The organism is Tateyamaria sp., assembly GCF_059783535.1.
The window spans coordinates 23,517-40,062 of sequence record NZ_JBYNDP010000022.1 but is presented as its reverse complement, the minus strand read 5'-3'; the positions used below and the strand labels follow the sequence as shown (position 1 = coordinate 40,062).

Annotated in this window: 17 protein-coding genes and 2 pseudogenes; 13 read left to right on the top strand and 6 right to left on the bottom strand. The window is 56.6% G+C overall.

The window, feature by feature from the left end; all coding sequences use genetic code 11:
* Window positions 1-1,196: DUF4114 domain-containing protein (locus AC6RA8_RS06895; RefSeq protein ID WP_500351491.1), on the top strand; the 1,196-nt coding region annotated here is incomplete at its 5' end.
* Between the two features lie 30 nt (window positions 1,197-1,226).
* On the opposite strand, the pseudogene AC6RA8_RS06890 reads toward AC6RA8_RS06895, so the two are convergent.
* Window positions 1,227-2,346: pseudogene (locus tag AC6RA8_RS06890) on the bottom strand (IS3 family transposase).
* Window positions 2,347-2,579: 233 nt separating this feature from the next.
* Window positions 2,580-3,752 carry a tyrosine-type recombinase/integrase gene (locus AC6RA8_RS06885; protein WP_500351489.1) on the bottom strand — a complete coding sequence of 391 codons (1,173 nt, stop codon included), beginning with the start codon at window positions 3,750-3,752 and terminating at the stop codon, window positions 2,580-2,582.
* 315 nt (window positions 3,753-4,067) lie between these two features.
* Between AC6RA8_RS06885 and AC6RA8_RS06880 the strand changes: the two genes are divergently transcribed.
* The gene (locus tag AC6RA8_RS06880; RefSeq protein ID WP_500351488.1) at window positions 4,068-4,358 is read left to right on the top strand and encodes an Arm DNA-binding domain-containing protein; all 291 of its coding nucleotides are present in this window, start codon (window positions 4,068-4,070) and stop codon (window positions 4,356-4,358) included.
* A gap of 136 nt (window positions 4,359-4,494) precedes the next feature.
* A pseudogene (locus AC6RA8_RS06875) lies at window positions 4,495-5,048 on the top strand (transposase family protein); the annotation flags it as partial.
* A gap of 176 nt (window positions 5,049-5,224) precedes the next feature.
* Here AC6RA8_RS06875 and AC6RA8_RS06870 read toward each other — a convergent pair.
* From AC6RA8_RS06870 to AC6RA8_RS06855, 4 genes are all read right to left on the bottom strand, one after another.
* Window positions 5,225-5,545 carry a DUF8426 domain-containing protein gene (locus AC6RA8_RS06870; RefSeq protein ID WP_500351486.1) on the bottom strand — a complete coding sequence of 107 codons (321 nt, stop codon included), beginning with the start codon at window positions 5,543-5,545 and terminating at the stop codon, window positions 5,225-5,227.
* Between the two features lie 351 nt (window positions 5,546-5,896).
* Window positions 5,897-6,949, bottom strand: a complete 1,053-nt coding sequence (locus tag AC6RA8_RS06865; RefSeq protein WP_500351485.1) for a YeeE/YedE family protein — start codon at window positions 6,947-6,949, stop codon at window positions 5,897-5,899.
* A 42-nt stretch (window positions 6,950-6,991) separates the two neighbouring features.
* Window positions 6,992-7,366 (bottom strand): ArsR/SmtB family transcription factor, encoded by a 375-nt coding sequence (locus tag AC6RA8_RS06860; protein ID WP_500351483.1) that lies wholly within the window; start codon window positions 7,364-7,366, stop codon window positions 6,992-6,994.
* Between the two features lie 18 nt (window positions 7,367-7,384).
* Window positions 7,385-7,780 carry a hypothetical protein gene (locus AC6RA8_RS06855; RefSeq protein ID WP_500351482.1) on the bottom strand — a complete coding sequence of 132 codons (396 nt, stop codon included), beginning with the start codon at window positions 7,778-7,780 and terminating at the stop codon, window positions 7,385-7,387.
* A 52-nt stretch (window positions 7,781-7,832) separates the two neighbouring features.
* Between AC6RA8_RS06855 and AC6RA8_RS06850 the strand changes: the two genes are divergently transcribed.
* The 10 genes from AC6RA8_RS06850 (at window position 7,833) to AC6RA8_RS06805 (ending at window position 16,523) form a co-directional block, all read left to right on the top strand.
* Window positions 7,833-8,573, top strand: coding sequence for a cytochrome c biogenesis CcdA family protein (locus tag AC6RA8_RS06850; RefSeq protein WP_500351480.1), 741 nt, complete (start codon window positions 7,833-7,835; stop codon window positions 8,571-8,573).
* An 18-nt stretch (window positions 8,574-8,591) separates the two neighbouring features.
* Window positions 8,592-9,152 carry a SoxW family protein gene (locus tag AC6RA8_RS06845; protein ID WP_500351478.1) on the top strand — a complete coding sequence of 187 codons (561 nt, stop codon included), beginning with the start codon at window positions 8,592-8,594 and terminating at the stop codon, window positions 9,150-9,152.
* A 153-nt stretch (window positions 9,153-9,305) separates the two neighbouring features.
* The gene (gene soxX, locus AC6RA8_RS06840; RefSeq protein ID WP_500351476.1) at window positions 9,306-9,782 is read left to right on the top strand and encodes a sulfur oxidation c-type cytochrome SoxX; all 477 of its coding nucleotides are present in this window, start codon (window positions 9,306-9,308) and stop codon (window positions 9,780-9,782) included.
* A 22-nt stretch (window positions 9,783-9,804) separates the two neighbouring features.
* Window positions 9,805-10,227, top strand: a complete 423-nt coding sequence (soxY, locus tag AC6RA8_RS06835; RefSeq protein ID WP_500351474.1) for a thiosulfate oxidation carrier protein SoxY — start codon at window positions 9,805-9,807, stop codon at window positions 10,225-10,227.
* Between the two features lie 24 nt (window positions 10,228-10,251).
* Entirely contained in the window at window positions 10,252-10,581 is a 330-nt protein-coding gene (gene soxZ / locus AC6RA8_RS06830) for a thiosulfate oxidation carrier complex protein SoxZ (protein ID WP_299206346.1), read from the top strand.
* 31 nt (window positions 10,582-10,612) lie between these two features.
* Window positions 10,613-11,446 (top strand): sulfur oxidation c-type cytochrome SoxA, encoded by an 834-nt coding sequence (soxA, locus tag AC6RA8_RS06825; protein ID WP_500351472.1) that lies wholly within the window; start codon window positions 10,613-10,615, stop codon window positions 11,444-11,446.
* A gap of 88 nt (window positions 11,447-11,534) precedes the next feature.
* On the top strand, window positions 11,535-13,235 hold the full coding sequence (soxB, locus tag AC6RA8_RS06820; RefSeq protein ID WP_500351470.1) for a thiosulfohydrolase SoxB: 1,701 nt from the start codon (window positions 11,535-11,537) through the stop codon (window positions 13,233-13,235).
* An 18-nt stretch (window positions 13,236-13,253) separates the two neighbouring features.
* On the top strand, window positions 13,254-14,516 hold the full coding sequence (soxC, locus tag AC6RA8_RS06815) for a sulfite dehydrogenase (RefSeq protein ID WP_500351469.1): 1,263 nt from the start codon (window positions 13,254-13,256) through the stop codon (window positions 14,514-14,516).
* Window positions 14,500-15,813, top strand: a complete 1,314-nt coding sequence (locus AC6RA8_RS06810) for a c-type cytochrome (protein ID WP_500351467.1) — start codon at window positions 14,500-14,502, stop codon at window positions 15,811-15,813. The genes soxC and AC6RA8_RS06810 overlap by 17 nt, the downstream gene beginning before the upstream one ends.
* A gap of 50 nt (window positions 15,814-15,863) precedes the next feature.
* Window positions 15,864-16,523, top strand: coding sequence for a c-type cytochrome (locus tag AC6RA8_RS06805; protein ID WP_500351465.1), 660 nt, complete (start codon window positions 15,864-15,866; stop codon window positions 16,521-16,523).
* Window positions 16,524-16,546 lie beyond the last annotated feature (23 nt).

Sequence of the window (16,546 nt, the reverse complement as noted above, 5' to 3'; positions counted from 1 at the left end):
ACGATAACGATTCCGTGTCGCTCACGCTCTTTGCAGATGGCGAGGGCACGGGGGAGACATTGACTACGACTTTCGGCGACGACGCGTCGGAACCCGTTTCACCGCCGCCAGACCAAATCGAAACGCAAAGCTATCAAGTGACCCTGAACAACAGTAAAGTGGTCGGCTATAACAATTCTATAGGAGCCTATGAAATCGATCCTGAAGGCAACTTAGTAAATGCTCGGCTTGTGTTCGATAGCGCCCGCGGATTGAACGAGAAAGTGGCACTTGTTTATGACGTCGAACATGACAATGACCTGAACTTCTTCATAATTTCGAACGGTGCAAGCTGGGTCGACACGTTGGGTCAGGACGACACTTTCAGCTTCGTCAACCAAGCAGGATTGGCAGCCAATTTGGCGGATGGACTGGAGGTGACCTTAGCAGTGAACGGTGAAGCTGTTTCGGCTGGTCTGGACCGGAGGATTTTTCATTCCAATGAAGAGCTGAACCACGATGGAATAAATCATGTTGTTTCGGAAACGGATCCGCAATCGGGCTCATCAACCATTAGCTTTGAAGATATCTATGGTGGTGGAGATCTCAGCTTCGATGATGTAACCGTCGATGTGTCGGTATTGACAGGCTCCGACGATGAGTTCGACGACGACGCGTCGGAACCCGTTTCACCGCCGCCAGACCAAATCGAAACGCAAAGCTATCAAGTGACCCTGAACAACAGTAAAGTGGTCGGCTATAACAATTCTATAGGAGCCTATGAAATCGATCCTGAAGGCAACTTAGTAAATGCTCGGCTTGTGTTCGATAGCGCCCGCGGATTGAACGAGAAAGTGGCACTTGTTTATGACGTCGAACATGACAATGACCTGAACTTCTTCATAATTTCGAACGGTGCAAGCTGGGTCGACACGTTGGGTCAGGACGACACTTTCAGCTTCGTCAACCAAGCAGGATTGGCAGCCAATTTGGCGGATGGACTGGAGGTGACCTTAGCAGTGAACGGTGAAGCTGTTTCGGCTGGTCTGGACCGGAGGATTTTTCATTCCAATGAAGAGCTGAACCACGATGGAATAAATCATGTTGTTTCGGAAACGGATCCGCAATCGGGCTCATCAACCATCAGCTTTGAAGACATCTATGGTGGCGGAGACCTTAGCTTCGATGATGTAGTATTTGGTGTTGAGGTTTTGTAGTCAAACTTATCCGAGTGTCCAGCCCCATTTCTATGGGCCAGTTTTAAGCAGAGTTTCTGGAATGGGCGGATGCATGTTTAGGGCCTGATGGGGCCGGACCCGATTGTACTGTCTGAGCCATGTATTGATGACGATCTGCGCCTGCTGGGTGGTGTGGAACCACTCGGTATTGAGGACTTCGCGGCGCAGTGTGCCGTTGAAGCGCTCGTTGTATCCGTTCTCCCAAGGCGATCCCGGATAGATCTGGATCGGCTTGATCCCAACCTTTCTCAGCCAGTCTTGCAGGGCCACCGCGATGAACTCCGCGCCATTGTCGGAACGAATGTATTCCGGCTTCCCGCGCTGTAGTAACAATGGGTACAGCGCATCCAGCACGTCTGCACTGTTCATCTTCGGTTTGACCGCTACGCAGAGCGCCTCGCGTGTGTACTCATCCAGCACCGTCAACATCTTGTAGCTGCGCCCATTGCTGAGCTTGTCGTGCACGAAGTCGATCGCCCAGACATGGTTCGGATGGGTTGGCCTCAAGCGGATTCCGAGCTGTCCTTGTGATATAACCGTCGTCGCTTGCTATGCCGCTGTGGGAGCTGTAATCCTTCTTCGCGCCAGAGACGCTCCACCTTCTTGTGATTGACCCGCCAGCCTTCCATGTGCAGCAGTTCGGCGACCTTGCGGTAGCCATAACGCCCATATTGCTTGGCCAGCCGGATCATCGCTAGGCGCAAAGCCTCATCATCCTTTGGGACTGCCCTGTATTGCAGTGTACTCCGCGCCAACCCGATCACACGGCAGGTGCGCCGTTCAGATGTTGCCAGCTTCTGTCGGGTATGGACCGCGGCCCGACGAAGCTGGCCTGCCGTCAGGCCTTCGGCTTTAAATAATCGAGGCTCTCCTTGAGAATGAGCTTGTCCAGCTCAAGCTCCGCCACAATCTTCTTGAGGCGATCATTCTCTTTCTGCAGTGCCTTTAGATTGGCCATCTCTGATCGTCCCATGCCACCAAACCGTTTGCGCCATGTGTAATAGGTCGCGTCACTGACACCAGCCGTTCTGCATGCCGTCGCAACATCCGAACCAGACGCCAGGCTCAGCTCAATCTCACGCAAAAGCCGCAAGATATCTTCGTCCGAATACCGCTTCCGCGCCTTCAATCCCGTCTCCAAAACTAAGCCAACTTTGGCACAGTTTTATGGCGGCAAGACAGAACCGATCAGTGGCTACATAGATGTAGGGTTCCCCACGACGCAGAGACCGCGGTCTGGATTGCTGCAGCGCAGGTCAAGGGGCCGGTCCTCTAACTTCCGGCCCAGAATCTGATCTGCATTGTAACGGACCATGGCTCGGGCCGCATACTGCCGTTTCTCTTCAGCCCAGCATTTGCATATCATATCGCGACTAATTTGGGCGCGAAGTCGATTGCCTTTGCCGCATTTGCCCATGCTTCCATTAGCTTTCGTCGCTTATCAAAAAGGTCTGAACGCGCATAGGCCGCTTCGGCTTTGTCCTTGATACCATGCGCCAAAGCCGCTTCGATTACTTCGCGAGGAAAGCTAGTTGTCTCGCCCGCCCAATCGCGGAAGGTCGAACGGAAGCCGTGTACGGTGATGCCGTCACGCTTCATGCGGCGCAGAACCGCCGTCATGCTCATGTCTGAAATAGCCTTGCCAGGTTTGGTTTCGCTTTCAAATACCAACTGAGCATCGTCGCCGCGCAGCCCAAGGTAGGCAATCGCTTGCGGCGTGAGGGGCACGCGATGCTCTTTCCCAGCTTTCATTCGTTCTGCCGGGATGGTCCAGACACCGTGTTCTAAATCCACTTCGGCCCAAGTCATGCCGCGTGTTTCGCCAGACCGCGCCGCCGTCAGGATGGTGAACCCGAGCGCCCGAGCGGCAACCCCGCTTCGGTCCGAGAGGTCCGCAACGAAGTCAGCAATTTCAGCATGTGGCATGGCGGGGTGGTGTTTCACCGCTTTGACCTTTGTGGGTTTGGGCAACAGGTTGTCCAAATGGCCACCCCACCGGGCCGGATTGTCGCCTTCCCGGATGCCCAGCGCGCTGGCGTATTCAATCACCGCTTCGATCCTTTGCCGAACACGGTTCGCGGTTTCCGGTTTGTCGGACCAGATCGGCGTGAGGCAGGCGACTACGTCGGCGGTTTGTATCTTGGCGACCTGCAAGCGGCCTATCTTCGCGAATGCGTATGTTTCGAGCGTCGATGTCCATTGCGCCGCGTGTTTGGCGCTTTTCCATCCGGGCGGTTTGCTTTCGATCAGTTCCAGTGCGGCGTCCTTGAAAGTCTTCGGCTTAGCCTGATGCTTTTTCGCAATCGGATCTTCGCCTTCGGCAATCAATTGGCGCGCCTCCGACGCCCGCTCGCGCGCTATGGCAAGGGAGACGTCAGGAAAGGCCCCAAGTCCGAGATCGCGTCGCCGTCCCTGCACCTGGTGGCGCAGAACCCATGAACGCGACCCGGACGGTTTCACGTAAAGAAACAACCCCCGCCCGTCGCCATGTCTGCCCGGTCCTGCCGTCTTCACTTTCTGAGCGCTCAAAGGCATATCGTTCCCACGTTTGTTCCCACACATTCTTCCGATTCAGGGTGGATGCGCGTGAACGTCAATGAGCGGATGTGAATTTAGGTAGTTGAAGATAAACAAGTAAATCGAACCCATGCGAATTTTCGCGAACTCTGAAAAACGGGAGTTATACGGACTTCGTCTCCGCCACCTGCCATTTTCATTCAATTGCGTTCGTTACTGTTGGGCTCCTTATGGGGCCGTTTTTTGTTTGTTTATCTGTATTCGTCATTGCTATTGGTTTTTCTTCAATTAGACGCGCTACTATTCATTTTGTGGTAGAAAACGTGGTATTTTATGGCTGCTCTAAGCGGGAAGCCGACGAAGAATTTGGTACGGTCCCTCGGCCGCGGTCGCCACGGCGATGGAAGCGGCTTATACCTTGTGGTCGACCCTTCGGGTGCCAGACGTTGGATCGTTCGCGTCACAGTGAAAGGTCTACGCAACCGCGAAGGCAAGCCGCCGCGCACCGACTTCAGTCTTGGGGGTGCCGATGTCGTGACCCTGAACGAGGTGCGAGACCGGACCTTGGAGTATCGGCGGCTCGCAAAGCAGGGCATCAGTCCACGCCACAATGGACGTCAGTAAACCCCTGCTTCGAAGAGATCGGGCGACAAGTCCATATTGAGAGCTTGCCGACATGGAAAAATCCAAAGCATCGCCAGCAAATGGATCAACACGCTAGCGGAATGCGCCTTCAGGCCGAGCCAGCGAGATCGGGGCTCGCCCCGAGCGGTGCCACAATGGTAAAATCGCTATGATAAACTCCAATCTTCGCCGTTGCTCTTATGGTCTCGAATTTGCCTGTTGGAACGGCACCGTCATCCGCCCGACCTTCCTAATCGGTGCGCATGATCGCGAGATCATCTCTTGGCTGGCGGTGGCGAACGCGGGCATCAGTGGATCGGACATCCGCGACATGCTGCTCGAGGCGGTTGAAAACCGATTCGACAATCACGGTGTCACTGAGCGGATCGAGGTTTAGCCCGATAACGGCAGCGCCTACACAGCCAAGGAGACGCGCATTTTCGCGCAACAGCTTGAGTTCAAGTCCTGCTCTTCACGTCGGCCAAAAGCTTTCAATCCAACGATGTGTCACAGGCGTTCGTGGAGACGCTGAAGCGCGATTGTGTCCGCGTTAACCCGCCGCCAGATGCAGAAGCCGTGCTGTCATTGATAGGAGGCTAGATCGAAGACGATAACGAGAACCGTTCACATAGCGGCCTGAAATGGCAATCGTCTCGCGACTTCATTAGAGCCAAAACTGAAACCGCTTAGGTGTCCGGTGAAACAGGGGAGAGATCACCCATACACTCCAAAAGGTGCGCAATGAATTCTTCGAACTGGTGCCCCGTAAGTTCTGTCATCAGGCGCTTTATTCTGAAATCGCTGGTGTTGGCCTCGGCTTGGATGGCTGCCGACACCATAGCTATGTCGTCGTTCGCTACTTCGTCTTATTGGCCATCCGGCACTTCGGGGCTAGTGTTAGCGTCTGCAATGGTGGCAAGATTGATTTTTGCCAAAAGCTCTTTTGCGTAACGCCGAACTCGAACATTGGTCAGAAAAGAATCGATTTCACGCGTGGCGGCTTGGCTGAATTCGTCGCGCCGAAAGTATCCGAGCCACTCGACCTTTTGCCTTGTCGGGTATTCGTTGTTGTTACCTTCGACATAAACCGCTTTTCCAGTGAAGCGTTTGATATTCGCCGTACGGTCAGCTTGCGAGGGATACACAACAATGTCACCCGCTTGGATTTCATGCACGAACTTGAACATGGAACCGGCACAAACCGGAACAACCCCCGCTTTCTTATCTGGATAGGCCGCAATCAACGCAGCTGTGAAGGCTTCGTGGTCTGGCGCAATCCTTGGGAAGTCGCCAATCGCAAGCCAGCGTAGCGGCCAAAGTTAATCTTGGCTGCATCTGCGCAGAATTCTGGTGTCGATGCGCTGGTTCGCGGCTAAAGCATAGCGAAAGGCGGGCAGTGAGTCATCGACGAAGCAAAACCATGTCTCGTGTGCACAGGCAGAAGTCAGGGTCTTTGCATCCGAATGCGCGTGAGTAAGAGTGTTCTTACACATCGCTTCATGGGCAAATGAAGAGCACTACGGCAAGGCCACTCTTGGCTACTCCGCCGGCGCAAAGCCAGTGATCAGCTGTTTCAGTCCCACGGCTGCACCGATGAAGATCGCCAAAAAGGCCAAGGGTGCGCTGAACGCCAATACCGAAAACGCCGAGATGCCCTGACCGACACTGCATCCAACGGCCAGGATTGCCCCGGGGCCCATGAGTGCGGCGCCCATGATCTGTCGCCGCAGCTCACGTGGGTCTTCGCAGGCCTCCCAACGGAAGTGTCCTTTGGAGTATGACCCCAAGGCAGCGCCGATCACGACGCCCAAAACCGAACCGACGCTGAACGAAAGCGCGTTGCCGGATGCTGTCATGGAATAGAAAATGGTGTCGCCAATGGGTGCGGCAAAGGTGTGGGTTTCAATTGGTTCAGCCTCGAATCCGGTCATGGCCACCCAATACGTGCCGACCCAGCCAGACACGATCGCAATGCCGACCACGCCGCCCCAGAACAGATGGCCCGGCGCTCGGCGCATATCTGCGGACGAGATGGCCCAGGTCAAAAGCGCGCCTCCGATGACCAGACCCGTGACGAGGGGTGCGATCCCGAACCCCTCGAAAAGTTGCGCAAACCCTTGAGCCGATGCGGCACCGGTTTCGACCGGGAACAGCATGACCCGCAAGTGGGCGAGGGGACCCGACATGACGAAATACGCAGACAAGCCCATGACCAAAACGATGACGAAGGACCGCAGGTCGCCGCCACCTAGCCGCGCCAAGGCGCCATAGCCGCAATTGCCACTGAGCGCCATCCCGTAGCCAAACATCAACCCGCCGATGATTGTCCCGGCAGGGTTCCACGCTCGGTCGAGATAGGCTGCTTCGGATGCGTCGAACATGCCGAGCGACATGGCGATATGGGTGCCGATGATGGCAACGCCGATGGCAACAAGCCACATACGCATGCGTCGGTCATCCGAGCCATACAGCAGGTCTTCGATGGCACCCAAGGTACAAAAACGGCCGATGCGCGCGGCCAATCCAAGGACAATGCCCCCGAACAGACCAATCAATGCAACGGCGTTGGCTTCACCCAGCAATTCCAGCATGTCGGCTTCCTCCCGAAGACCGATCGCTGGCGAAGTGACCGGTCAGTCGTCGTCCCTGCAGAACAGGTCATAGACGACTTCTATGATTTGCCGAGGCCGGTCATCTGTCAAGCTGTAGTAGATCGCCTTGCCATCACGGCGCGGCTTGACCAAGCCTTCCAGACGCAATCGGGACAGCTGCTGGGACACAGCGGCCTGACGCGCGGACAGCAAGTCTTCGAGTTCGGTGACCGACTTTTCGCCCGAAGCGAGGTGGCACAGGATCATCAAACGTCCTTCGTGGCTGATCGCCTTGAGGAAATTCGACGCGTTCTGTGCGTTGCGCATCATCTTTTCCATATCCTCGGCACACATGTTGGCGTCGAAAACAGGGAGGCGCGATGGCGTGTCCACATTGGAGTTCGGTTCGAGTGTCATATCAAGCGTCATAGCGTTCTAACCCGTTTTGTCCAAGGGGATGTCGGCGCGTTCAAACATCATCGTGAGGAGGCCCCAGAAGAAATCTTCGCCCGGGTACCCTTCGATCCGGCCCACTTCGGTGCTGTCGTTGATCAGGATGAATGTGGGTGTGAAACGCACCTTTTGAGCGAAGATGACATCCGGTTGCTCGCTGTGCAGATCGTAGCGTTGAAGGGGAGCCGTCTTTCCTTCCGCCGTTTTCGGATAGATGTGGGAGATTTCCTCGTTCCATCTCGCACACCAGTAGCATCCGGCTTCTTCTGCCATAAGCAGATACGTCTCTGCCACAGCGGGTAGGGGCAGCGTCAGAAGAGCCGTGGCCAGCCATATTCGTATTGTGTGCACGACCCACTCCAATTGACGCCGTTTCATTCTTCATCATAATCTAATTTGTGAATATCTCAAGCCAAGGGGCCGCCGGGACATGTTTGATGTGACATATTTGGGCGCTTTATTGGCGGGCCTGCTGTCGTTCTTGTCACCCTGCATTCTGCCCATCGTGCCGTTCTATCTGAGCTATCTGGCCGGGGTCGGCATGAACCAGATATCAGCCGAAGCAGAGGTTTCGCCACAAGTGCGACTGCGCGCGTTTCTGGCGGCGAGTTGCTTTGCATTGGGCGTGATCACCGTGTTCATGGGTCTGGGGGCCACAGCCACTGCCTTCGGCCAGATGGTGCGCGAGTATTTCGACCTGCTGCGTTGGATCGCGGCGGCGATCATTATTGCAATGGGCCTACATTTTCTGGGGGTGGTACGTATCGGATTTCTATTCCGTCAATTTCGTGCCGATGCCGGGAACACGTCGAACGTGGGTCTGCTGGGCGCTTTTGTGATTGGCCTGGCCTTTGCCTTTGGCTGGACGCCCTGCGTAGGGCCGGTGCTTGCGGCGATCCTGTTCACTGCGGCAGGGCAGGAGACGGCGGTTCAGGGGGCCGGCCTGCTGTTTGTCTATGGCCTGGGGATGACGCTGCCCTTTGTCGTGGCAGCCCTGTTCATCGGACCGTTCATGGCGTGGGTGGCACGGTTTCGGCGCCACCTCGGCCTAGTCGAGAAGATGATGGGCGCGCTGCTCATTCTGTTTGGGGTTCTGATTGCCACCAACTCAATCAACTACATCGCACAATGGATGCTGGAGCACGTGCCGTGGTTCAGCGCCATTGGCTGACATCCAAGGGAGGATACCATGTTTCGACTGATTGCACTGCTGACCGCCCTGTGCCCGCCCATTCCAACGATGGCCGCTGAATTGGGGGATGACGGGCTGCACAAGGCACCGTGGATGCGCGACACGTTCAAGGACCTGACCGAAGATCTGGAAGAGGCTGGTGCCGAGGGCAAACGCCTAATGGTTCTGATCGAACAGCGCGGCTGCATCTACTGCAAGAAGATGCACGAAGAGGTCTTTGTGATCCCCGAGATATCGCAATACATCGAGGACAACTTTTTCGTCGTACAGATCAACATGTTTGGCGATGTGGAAGTCACCGACTTTGATGGCACGGTGTTGCCGGAAAAGGATATGGTCAAACGTTGGGGTGCACTGTTTACGCCAAGCATATACTTCTTTCCCGAAGAGGTGGGCGATGATGTAATGGCAACGCAAGCAGCCGTTGCAAACATGCCGGGCGCCTTTGGGCGCTGGACCACGTTCAACATGCTGAACTGGGTCGTGGACAAGGGATACGAGGGCGAAGAACCCTTCCAAAAGTACCATGCGCGCAGGTTTGAGGCCCAGAAGGGCTGAGTTATGCTGCATCCGCTAAGCGTTTGTTGCGTCTCATGCTGCATTTGCGAACAGATATAAAAATTCACTTAGTTGAATTTGATATTGCTCAATCGTGAATGTGTACGATAGTGTACCCCCAAGAGCGGACGGGAATCGTCCAAGGGAGGGCATATGAAATACCGAATTGGACTTGGTCTGGCTGCGGTCCTGACTGCCACTGTCGTCAGCGCAGAGGTTGTGAAACCGACAGCGGTCGTATTTGAAGACGGCGCGATCGCCACGTCTTTGAGCGGCGCACCGGGTGATGCGACCAATGGTGCGATTCTGATGAACAAGGGATCGGGCAACTGCATCGCGTGTCATTCGGTCGAGGCGCTGTCGGACCTGCCCTTCCACGGTGAGGTCGGACCACCGCTCGATGGTGTTGCTGACCGTTGGAGCGAGGCAGAACTGCGCGGCATCGTGGCTGACGCCAAAATGATGTTCGATGGCACTGTGATGCCGTCGTTCTACAAGACAACTGGGTTCATTCGCCTGGGCGATGCCTATACCGGCAAGGCCCATGGTGATGGCGATGTGCAACCCCTTTTGACAGCTCAGGAGATCGAGGACGTCGTTGCGTTCCTTGTGACCCTGAAATTCGAGTAACCCGAGACAACTGGAGCGTTCCATGGAACTGACACGGCGAAAATTGCTTGTACTTGGCTCTGGCGCAGTCGCGCTGTCGAGCCTGACCGGCCTTCCGGCCTTTGCCAGCCTGGCGGATGACGCGATTGCGGAGCTGACAGGTGGCGCGGACCTTGGCGAAGGTGCCGTGACGATCACGGCGCCCGAAATTGCAGAGAACGGCAACACCGTCCCGATTGAAGTATCGGCCCCTGGTGCTGTTGCCATCACGCTTTATGCCGACGGCAACCCCGTGCCCAACGTTGCGACCTTCAAATTCGGCCCGCTCAGCGCCTCTCGCAGCGCCTCCACCCGCATCCGTCTGGCCACAACACAGAATGTGGTCGCCATTGCCGAGATGGAGGATGGGTCGTTCCAGAAGGCATCGGCCAACGTAAAAGTGACCATTGGCGGCTGCGGCGGCTGATCAGACAGGACGAGGAGAAAGAACATGGCATCTGGTGTAAAACCCCGCGTCAAGGTCCCGAAAACCGCATCGGCGGGTGACACGATCACGATCAAGACCTTGATCAGCCACAAGATGGAAAGTGGTCAGCGTAAGGACGATGATGGCAACATCATTCCGCGGTCGATCATCAATCGCTTCACCGCGGACTTCAACGGTCAGAACGTGATTGATGTCGCGCTGGAACCGGCGATTTCGACCAACCCGTATTTCCAGTTCGAGGCGATTGTTCCGGAATCCGGAGAGTTCAAATTCACTTGGTACGACGACGACGGTGACGTCTACGAGGAAAGCAAGAAGATCGAAGTCTCGTAAGAGGGCAGGGATCTCGCCAGGGAGGGATAAAATGAACTTGAAACCATGGATGGCAGTGGCCTTCATTGGAATGGCCGGAGTTGCAATCGCGCAAGACGATAACACGCTGTCAATCGACGGTGAGACCTTTGTTACGGAAACCGCCGCGCCGGCACATCTGGAAAATCTCAGCACGATTTATTCGGGCTGGCGTTTCCGGACACCCGAAACGCAAGCGCTGCAGATCGACGATTTCGACAATCCGGCAATGATATTCGTCGATCAGGGCATAGACCTGTTCAACGCTGTCGACGGGACTGAGGGCAAGTCCTGCGCCTCGTGCCACACGGATGGACCCGAAGAATTCGCTGGGCTGCATGCCAAGATGCCCAAGGTCGTCGATGGCAAGTTGGTCGTGATGGAAGATCTGATCAATACACACCGTCAGGACGTGATGGGTGCGGAGCCATGGAAGTGGTCGGGTGCGGACATGCAGGCAATGGTTGCCCTGATTGGTCTGCAGTCGCGTGGCATGCCCATGGATGTAGCCATAGATGGAGATGCAGCCCCGTTCTGGGAGAAGGGCAAGGAAATCTACTATACCCGCTACGGTCAGCTTGAGCTGTCGTGTTCCAATTGCCATGAAAACAACTACGGCAACATGATCCGGGCCGACCATCTCAGCCAGGGCCAGATCAACGGCTTTCCAACATACCGCCTCAAACAGGCCAAGTTGATTTCGCGCCACAACCGTTTCCGCGGCTGTATCCGTGACACGCGGGCCGAGACCTTTGCCGAAGGGTCGGAAGAGTTCAAAGCGCTTGAGCTTTATGTGGCAAGCCGTGCCAACGGGCTGGATATTGAAACACCGGCCGTGCGCCAGTAAACCAGATCAAGGGGCGTGCCTGCGGGTGACGCCCCTTTTTTTAGCGTATTAATTCAAACATACGCATATGTACTAAAGGACATGCATCATGATCTCGCGCAGGGATTTTCTTCAGGTTGGGATGGCCGCGTCTGCGCTGGTTGGAGCCTCCGGCTTTGGCAGATGGGCGCGGGTGGCGGCCCAGCAGACGCTGACGCAGGACCAGTTGCTGGAGTTCGACACCTTTGGGAACGTGTCGCTGATCCATGTCACGGACATTCATGCGCAGCTGAAATCCATCTATTTTCGCGAACCCTCTGTCAATATCGGAGTAGGGGGCAATAAGGGGGCTGTTCCCCACGTGACCGGTGCAGATTTCCGAAAACTATACGGGATCGACGATGGTTCGCCTTCACACTACGCGCTGAGCTCGGGTGACTTTTCGTCCCTGGCGCAGGCCTATGGGCGTGTGGGTGGCATGGACCGCGTTGCAACGGTGGTCAAAGCCATTCGCGCCGACCGTCCCGACGCGCTCCTGCTGGATGGTGGCGACACGTGGCACGGGTCCTACACCTGCCTCAAGACCCAAGGCCAGGACATGGTCAATGTCATGAATGCGCTTGAGCCTGACGCGATGACGTTCCACTGGGAATTCACACTGGGTTCCGAGCGGGTGGCCGAGCTCGTGGAGTCTCTTCCCTTCGCGGCGCTCGGCCAGAATATCTTTGATGTCGAGTGGGATGAGCCAACTGACCTGTTCCCGCCTTACAAGATGTTTGAACGGGGCGGCACCAAGATCGCCGTCATTGGTCAGGCGTTCCCCTACATGCCCATCGCGAACCCCGGCTGGATGTTCCCCGAATACGCCTTTGGTATCCGGGACGAGAACATGCAGGCCATGGTGGACGAGGTGCGCGCGGCAGGGGCTGAATGTGTTGTCGTGCTCAGCCACAATGGTTTCGACGTGGATAAGAAGATGGCAACCGTGGTCACTGGCATTGACGTGATCCTGTCTGGCCACACCCATGATGCTCTGCCCGAGCCGGTTTTGTCGGGCAACACGCTGATCTTTCCATCTGGTTCGAACGGTAAGTTCGTTACCCGCATCGACCTCGACATTCGGAACGGTCGGGTATTGGGATACAAGTCAAAGCTGATCCCGATCTTCTCCGATGTGATCACTCCCGATGCAGACATGGCTGCGCTGATTGATGAACAGCGCGCGCCATTCGAGGCAGAAATGTCCAAAGTGATCGGGCAGACCGACAGCCTTCTTTATCGCCGTGGAAACTTCAACGGTACGTGGGATGACTTGATCTGTGATGCGCTACTCAGCGAACGGGATGCCGAGATCGCGCTCAGCCCTGGCGTGCGCTGGGGCCCGTCTCTGATCCCGGGTCAGGACATCACACGCGAAGACATTTTCAATGTGACCTCAATGACCTATGGCAAAGCCTATCGCACGGAAATGACCGGCGAATTCCTGAAGGTTGTGCTCGAGGATGTGGCCGACAACATCTTCAACCCCGACCCTTACTACCAGCAAGGCGGCGATATGGTTCGCACGGGCGGGCTTGGCTACCACATAGATGTCGGCCAACCGCAGGGCAGCCGCATCAGCAATATGACACTGCTCAAGACCGGTGAAGCGATTGATCCGACGCGGTCCTATGTGGTCGCCGGCTGGGCTTCGGTCAACGAAGACACCGAAGGGCCGCAGATCTGGGACGTGGTGGAAAGCCATATCGCCAAGATGGGCAACGTGACCGTCAATCAGGACAACAACAGCGTCGTCGTGACCGGCGTTTAATCAGGGGAAATCTAGACCATGGATGAGAGCTTCAAACCATCCCGGCGGGCCTTCCTTCGCGGTTCCGCTGCAGTGGCCGCAGGGTCGATGGCCGGCGCAGCGGCGGCGAGTGGGCCCGATCCGCTGATCACCGAATTGCAGGACTGGGCCAGCTACACAGGCGTCGGTGTAGACGAGACGCCTTATGGCATGCCGATCAGCTTTGAGAGCCACGTGGTGCGCCGCAATGTGGAATGGCTGACCGCCTCGCCCATCTCGTCTATCAACTTTACCCCGATCCACGCCCTTGAGGGGACGATCACGCCGCAGGGTTGTGCATTTGAACGTCACCATTCGGGCGCGATCGAACTTGCCAAACCTGATTATCGCCTGATGATCAACGGGTTGGTCGATCAGCCACTCGTCTTCACCTATGACGATCTGGAACGTTTCCCGCGTGAAAACCACGTCTACTTCTGCGAATGCGCCGCCAATACGGGCATGGAATGGGCGGGCGCGCAACTGAACGGCGTACAGTTCACCCATGGCATGATCCACAACATGGAATACACCGGCGTGCCGCTGCGAACCCTGCTGAAAGAGGCGGGTGCCGACATGAGCGCCGACAAATGGGTGTATGTCGAAGGCGCTGATGCGTCCTCAAACGGGCGGTCCATCCCGATGGAGAAAGCCTTGGACGACGTGCTTGTCGCGTTCAAGGCCAACGGCGAGGCCTTGCGTATGGAGCACGGGTATCCGGTGCGCCTCGTCGTGCCGGGGTGGGAAGGCAATATGTGGGTCAAGTGGCTGCGCCGCATCGAAGTGACTGACATGGCCGTGGAAAGCCGCGAGGAAACCAGCAAGTACACCGACGTGCTGGAGGACGGCACCGCCCGAAAATGGACGTGGGAGATGGATGCAAAATCCGTCATTACTTCGCCCAGCCCACAAATGCCGATCAAACACGGCAAAGGGCCTCTGGTCATCTCCGGCCTTGCCTGGTCTGGCCATGGTAAGATCACGCGAGTCGACGTGTCGAAGGATGGCGGCATCACTTGGAACACCGCCCGTTTGGGCAAGCAGGGCGACACCAAGGCGCTCACTCGTTTCTACCTGGACATGGATTGGGATGGCGCGCCGATGCTGCTGCAGTCACGCGCCATGGACGAGACCGGCTATGTGCAGCCAACCAAGGAACAGTTGCGCGACCAGCGCGGCGAAAACTCCGTCTACCACAACAACTGTATCCAGACCTGGTACGTGAACGCAGAAGGGATCGCCGAGAATGTCGAAGTCTCCTAATTTCCTCATTCCCGCGCTTGGGGGCACTGCCCTTGTTCTTGGCGCGGCATTCGGTCTGATGAACCGCGACTATGCCGCCGACAAGATCGACACGCTTGAGACGCGGGTTGAACAAGTATCGGCGCAAGCAAGCAGCGCTGCCGAAACTGCTAGGGCCGAGGCTGCGCGGGCAACGGAGCTGGAACAGAAAGTTGCTGAAATACAAGCTGCGGCCGCCAAGCAGGTTGCCGTCGGAACGCTGGCCGAACCCGCTCCGCAGATTGAAGGGCGGTATGGATTGGGTCGCGCGGCCCATGCCGAAGAGATTGCCGCCTGGGACGTTGATATTCTGCCCGATGGGCGCGGGTTGCCAGAAGGCAGCGGCGATGTGTGGACCGGAGAAGAAGTCTTTGTCGACTACTGTGCATCGTGCCACGGCGACTTTGCCGAAGGCGTGGACAACTGGCCCGTACTTGCCGGTGGCTTTGATACCTTGGCCGACAAGGATCCGGTCAAGACTGTGGGCAGCTACTGGCCGTACCTGTCCACCTTGTGGGACTACGTCCATCGTTCCATGCCTTTTGGCGGGGCAGGGACACTGACAAACGATGAGACATACGCCATCGTCGCCTACATTCTTTATTCCAATGACATGGTGGATGATGACTTCGTGCTGAGCCGCGAGACGTTCATGGACGTCGAGATGCACAATGCAGGTGGATTCATCGTCGACGACCGTGCAGAGGCGGAATATACCGCCTGGAGCGCCGAGCCTTGCATGGAGAATTGCAAGGACGAGGTGGAGATCACCATGCGATCGGTTTTTCTTGTGGAAACACCACCCGAGGGTGGGTCGAATTCAGTCATGAACCCAGCATCGGTTGAAGACTTGCCATCCTTCACTGCTGCGGGCCCGTCCTTCATCCCTGCGGCTGCACCAAAACCTGTGGATGCAGAAACACCAGTGACAACGGATGTCGCCGCGGCCAGCGATGGTGATGCGCTGCTTAAACACGGTGAAAAAGTGTTCCGCAAATGTTCGGCCTGCCACGCCGTGGGGGACGGGGCCCAGAACAAGGTGGGTCCACAGCTGAATGGCATCATTGGCCGCACAATAGGATCGGTCGAAGGCTTCAAGTATTCAAGCGTGTTTGCCGAGGCAAATGCCGAGGGCAAGGTGTGGACCGCCGAGGAAATGTCCGCCTTCCTGGCCAAACCCAAATCCTACATGAAGGGCACCAAGATGGCCTTTGCCGGTTTGAAAAAGGCCGAGGATCTGGACGCCATCACCGCGTATCTCGCGAGCTTTGCGGAGTGATTTGGGTGCGCGTGTTTCGATACCTGACACCTTTCGCCGTTGCTGGGGTGATGGCACTGCCCTGCCAAGCCGAAACAGGCGACGCGGAAGCGGGCGAGAAGGTGTTTCAGCAATGCAAGGGCTGCCATCAAGTGGGCGCCGGGGCCAAACATCGGAGCGGCCCGCATCTGAACGGCCTGTTCGGACGAAAAGCGGCAAGTCTGGATGACTTCAAGTATTCCAAAAGCTTCCAGCGCGCTGGAGCCGGTGGCCTCGAATGGCACGCCGAAACACTTGATGTGTTTCTGGAAAACCCGCGCGCCATGACCAGTGGCACGCGCATGAGTTTTCGCGGGGTCAAGGACCCGCAGGATCGCGCGCATCTGATCGTGTATCTGCGCCAATTCTCAGACAACCCCGCTGACATTCCCGAGGCGGACCCGACAGCACAGGCAGTGGACCATGACCTTGATCCCGCCATCCTCGCCCTCAAGGGTGACCCGGAATATGGCGCCTACCTGAGCGGTGAATGCACCACCTGCCATCAGGCAGCCGGCAGCGATGAGGGCATACCATCCATCACGCTCTGGCCCGAGGATCAGTTTGTTGTCGCCATGCACGCCTACAAGACCAAAAAGCGCAACCACCCGGTCATGCAAATGATTGCCGGGCGGCTAGGCGACGAAGAGATCGCGGCACTCGCCGCATATTTCAAAGACCTCGAGAACTGAGGCGACATTGGGAGGAGAACTAA

Bases quoted from the DNA above. Each gene is read 5' to 3' on its own strand.
- soxB (WP_500351470.1), top strand. From the start codon at position 11,535: ATGATCTCGCGCAGGGATTTTCTTCAGGTTGGGATGGCCGCGTCTGCG.
- AC6RA8_RS06855 (WP_500351482.1), bottom strand. From the start codon at position 7,780: ATGAAACGGCGTCAATTGGAGTGGGTCGTGCACACAATACGAATATGG.
- AC6RA8_RS06880 (WP_500351488.1), top strand. From the start codon at position 4,068: ATGGCTGCTCTAAGCGGGAAGCCGACGAAGAATTTGGTACGGTCCCTC.
- AC6RA8_RS06870 (WP_500351486.1), bottom strand. From the start codon at position 5,545: ATGTTCAAGTTCGTGCATGAAATCCAAGCGGGTGACATTGTTGTGTAT.
- AC6RA8_RS06845 (WP_500351478.1), top strand. From the start codon at position 8,592: ATGTTTCGACTGATTGCACTGCTGACCGCCCTGTGCCCGCCCATTCCA.
- AC6RA8_RS06810 (WP_500351467.1), top strand. From the start codon at position 14,500: ATGTCGAAGTCTCCTAATTTCCTCATTCCCGCGCTTGGGGGCACTGCC.
- AC6RA8_RS06860 (WP_500351483.1), bottom strand. From the start codon at position 7,366: ATGACACTCGAACCGAACTCCAATGTGGACACGCCATCGCGCCTCCCT.
- AC6RA8_RS06850 (WP_500351480.1), top strand. From the start codon at position 7,833: ATGTTTGATGTGACATATTTGGGCGCTTTATTGGCGGGCCTGCTGTCG.
- AC6RA8_RS06865 (WP_500351485.1), bottom strand. From the start codon at position 6,949: ATGCTGGAATTGCTGGGTGAAGCCAACGCCGTTGCATTGATTGGTCTG.
- soxZ (WP_299206346.1), top strand. From the start codon at position 10,252: ATGGCATCTGGTGTAAAACCCCGCGTCAAGGTCCCGAAAACCGCATCG.
- soxY (WP_500351474.1), top strand. From the start codon at position 9,805: ATGGAACTGACACGGCGAAAATTGCTTGTACTTGGCTCTGGCGCAGTC.
- soxX (WP_500351476.1), top strand. From the start codon at position 9,306: ATGAAATACCGAATTGGACTTGGTCTGGCTGCGGTCCTGACTGCCACT.
- soxC (WP_500351469.1), top strand. From the start codon at position 13,254: ATGGATGAGAGCTTCAAACCATCCCGGCGGGCCTTCCTTCGCGGTTCC.
- AC6RA8_RS06885 (WP_500351489.1), bottom strand. From the start codon at position 3,752: ATGCCTTTGAGCGCTCAGAAAGTGAAGACGGCAGGACCGGGCAGACAT.
- AC6RA8_RS06805 (WP_500351465.1), top strand. From the start codon at position 15,864: ATGGCACTGCCCTGCCAAGCCGAAACAGGCGACGCGGAAGCGGGCGAG.
- soxA (WP_500351472.1), top strand. From the start codon at position 10,613: ATGAACTTGAAACCATGGATGGCAGTGGCCTTCATTGGAATGGCCGGA.